This window comes from Sulfurovum sp. (genome assembly GCF_049668085.1).
Lineage (GTDB): Bacteria > Campylobacterota > Campylobacteria > Campylobacterales > Sulfurovaceae > Sulfurovum.
Window position 1 is genome coordinate 1 of sequence record NZ_JBATIY010000158.1, and the last position, 2,757, is coordinate 2,757.

The 2,757-nt window shown below is 36.8% G+C and carries 4 protein-coding genes and 1 tRNA gene; all 5 read left to right on the forward strand.

Annotation, left to right across the window (positions count from 1 at the left end; translation table 11 throughout):
* A partial coding sequence (locus tag WBM70_RS09775; RefSeq protein ID WP_424558326.1) for a hypothetical protein occupies positions 1 to 564 on the forward strand: 564 nt, incomplete at its 5' end.
* Positions 561 to 1,472 (forward strand): radical SAM protein, encoded by a 912-nt coding sequence (locus WBM70_RS09780; protein WP_424558327.1) that lies wholly within the window; start codon positions 561 to 563, stop codon positions 1,470 to 1,472. The genes WBM70_RS09775 and WBM70_RS09780, both read left to right, overlap by 4 nt.
* Before the next feature lie 76 nt (positions 1,473 to 1,548).
* Positions 1,549 to 1,623, forward strand: a tRNA-Asn gene (locus WBM70_RS09785).
* Between the two features lie 206 nt (positions 1,624 to 1,829).
* A complete protein-coding gene (locus tag WBM70_RS09790) occupies positions 1,830 to 2,129 on the forward strand; it encodes a NifU family protein (RefSeq protein WP_424558328.1) in 300 nt (99 codons plus the stop codon).
* A 28-nt stretch (positions 2,130 to 2,157) separates the two neighbouring features.
* On the forward strand, positions 2,158 to 2,661 hold the full coding sequence (locus WBM70_RS09795) for a hypothetical protein (RefSeq protein WP_424558329.1): 504 nt from the start codon (positions 2,158 to 2,160) through the stop codon (positions 2,659 to 2,661).
* Positions 2,662 to 2,757 lie beyond the last annotated feature (96 nt).

A 2,757-nucleotide genomic window follows, 5' to 3' on the forward strand; every position in this document is an offset into this window, starting at 1 on the left:
ATCGCATTGCTTAACCGTTCAAGCAATGCCAAAACGGAGTTCCAAAATACGATGAACTCTATCTCTATGGCATTCAACAGAAACTTTTCACTCAGGGAAGATGGAAAGATAGTTCCTGTTGATCCGGAGTTGGAACTGTTAAGAAAAGATTTTCAAAAAGTAGCTGCAAAGTACCTCTGGGGTTCTAAAAAAGTCCAAAATATCAAGAAGCCTTTCAGCCATTATTTTACGACTGTGGCAGATTACTTTATCAACAAAGAATTTGACATGGAATTGATCGACAGTAATACATACAAAGAGAAGTTGACACAGTTGAGTAACAGTAATTTAAGCAGGGAAGCCTATCAAAGAGAAAAGTTGAGTTTGATGCGGAATTTTCTGGGTGGATTGACCAATCTTAAGATCATAGAACTCTATAAAAAGATCGCCCTTGTAAAGTTTGAAGCAACGTTGGGGTATAAACTTGAAAATCGTGATAAACTTATCGATAAGAACTCTGTAGAGTCTTTTGAAAAAAAGTTGAAAAAACAGAGTCAAAGATTACTCAAAAAGAGGCAGCAGTGAACATCATCTTCGGTCCCATACATTCCAGACGTTTTGGTAAATCTTTAGGGGTTGATCTGAGCCCAGGCAAAAAACAGTGTAATTTTGACTGTCTTTACTGTGAGCTTGACCCAGCTAAAACAATGGATGCCTATGATGATGTTGTCAGTGTAGAAGAAGTCACAACAGCACTGAAAACAGCACTAAATGAACATGATGATGTAGACTTCATTACACTCACTGCTAACGGTGAACCTACGCTTTATCCATATCTTTCCGAACTCATCGATAAGATCAATACCTTTAAAGGTTCAACCAAGACCCTCATCCTTTCTAATGCAGCCAATATAGACGATGTAAAAGTGCAGGATGCACTGTTGAAACTGGATGAAGTGAAACTCTCTTTAGACTGTGCTTCCCAAAAATGTTTGCAAAAGCTTGACCGCTCTCATAAAGGCATAGAGGTAGAGAACATCAAATCAGGAATGTTAGCCTTCAAAGCAAGATACAATGGACCACTGGTCATAGAGATACTCATCGTTAAAACACTGAACGACTCTAACGAAGAGATAGCCAAACTCAACGAGTACCTACTGAAACTACAACCTACACGTATAGACATAGGAACCATAGACAGACCGCCTGCATTTGATGTAAAGCCAGTGAGTTATGAAAAGCTACTGGAGATCAGCCATCTTTTTGACAGTAGCTTACCCGTCTACATAGCATCACGTAAAAAAGCAGAGATATCGGCTTCCAGCTACAGTGATGGAGAGATACTCGAAACGTTGTCAAAACGTCCTTTAACCCAAGAAGATATAGAAGCACTTTTTGATGAACAGAGTCAAAATAGAGTACAAAATCTTTTACGTAAAGAAAAAATAAAGCGTGTTTCAACAAATGGTGTAGAATTTTACAAAAAAGCCTAAAATATCCTTGACTTTAAAAAACTTTTTCACTATAATCTCACCCACGAAACAAGCACTCGCTTATTTCAATAATTGTTCCGGCATAGCTCAGCGGTAGAGTAGATGACTGTTAATCATTTGGTCCGAGGTTCGAATCCTCGTGCCGGAGCCACATATACAAACAATCCCCTAAAACATTTCTTTTATCCGAAAAATTCATAATTATAAACTTTTTTATCATTATAGTAGTAGATATATCACAGTACTTTAATTAAGATTTAAGCTAATCAGGGTATATATACAATCATAATTTATAAAGTATAAGACTTTAATAAAGATTTTAGAGATAATTAAAACTAAAAAACTAAGGAAATTATTATGGAAAGCAAAGATGTTATTAAAGAAGCCAATGAAATAGGGTTTGACAATATGACTGTTGTCCAAAAAATCAACGCTATTGATGTAATCATAGATCTAAAGATCAGAGAATTTCTACAGGCAGATCATGGAGATCTAGATTTTCTTGATGTGAAAGAAACAAATGGAATGACAGATGTTTATATTTCGTATGTGGGAGCTTGTGGTTCATGTGAGAGTTCAGGTGGAACACTGATATCGATCCAAAAGATCTTGAACGGACAACTTGAAACTGATAAAATAAGAGTTTACGCAATATAACATTGCAAGGAACAGTTAGGTTTTAGTGATGGGTGGTTTTGAAGGCGGAGATGAGGCTGGGTTTTGGGATGTTGATGCTATTACTGCTTCGATAGATCAACAACATCAAAATCAATCAAAGAGTACTAATAGAATCAAAGACTCCATACAAAGAAGTCACTTAGGATACAGCATTAAAGCCTACGCAAAAGGCAACGAGCTGTATGATACCATAAGCTTTGTACCCAATGAATGCGAAACCTTTACCATTGAAGGGTGCGATGACATCCCTTTAGAATCAAACACCATTTACAAAGCCTACAAAGCACTTCTTGAATCTACCAATGACTCAGACATTTCAGACTTCTTTTGCGAACATAACGTAGTAGTGACTAAAGGTATCCCTTCACAAGCAGATCTAGCAGGTGCTTCTTCTGATGCTGCAGCTTTTATGCTTTTAGTTAAAGAGGTATGTAATCTCATACTAAGCAGTGATGAACTAGTAAAAATAGGAAGTACTGTAGGTGCTGAGGTACCTTTTTTTATCAAATAAAACTGTTGCATTAAGATTATTTAGAGATTGACTAATGCAGTATGTCGACTTGCAACTCCGGTGGATTACTAGCTATATTGCTTGGTTCTGGTGTAC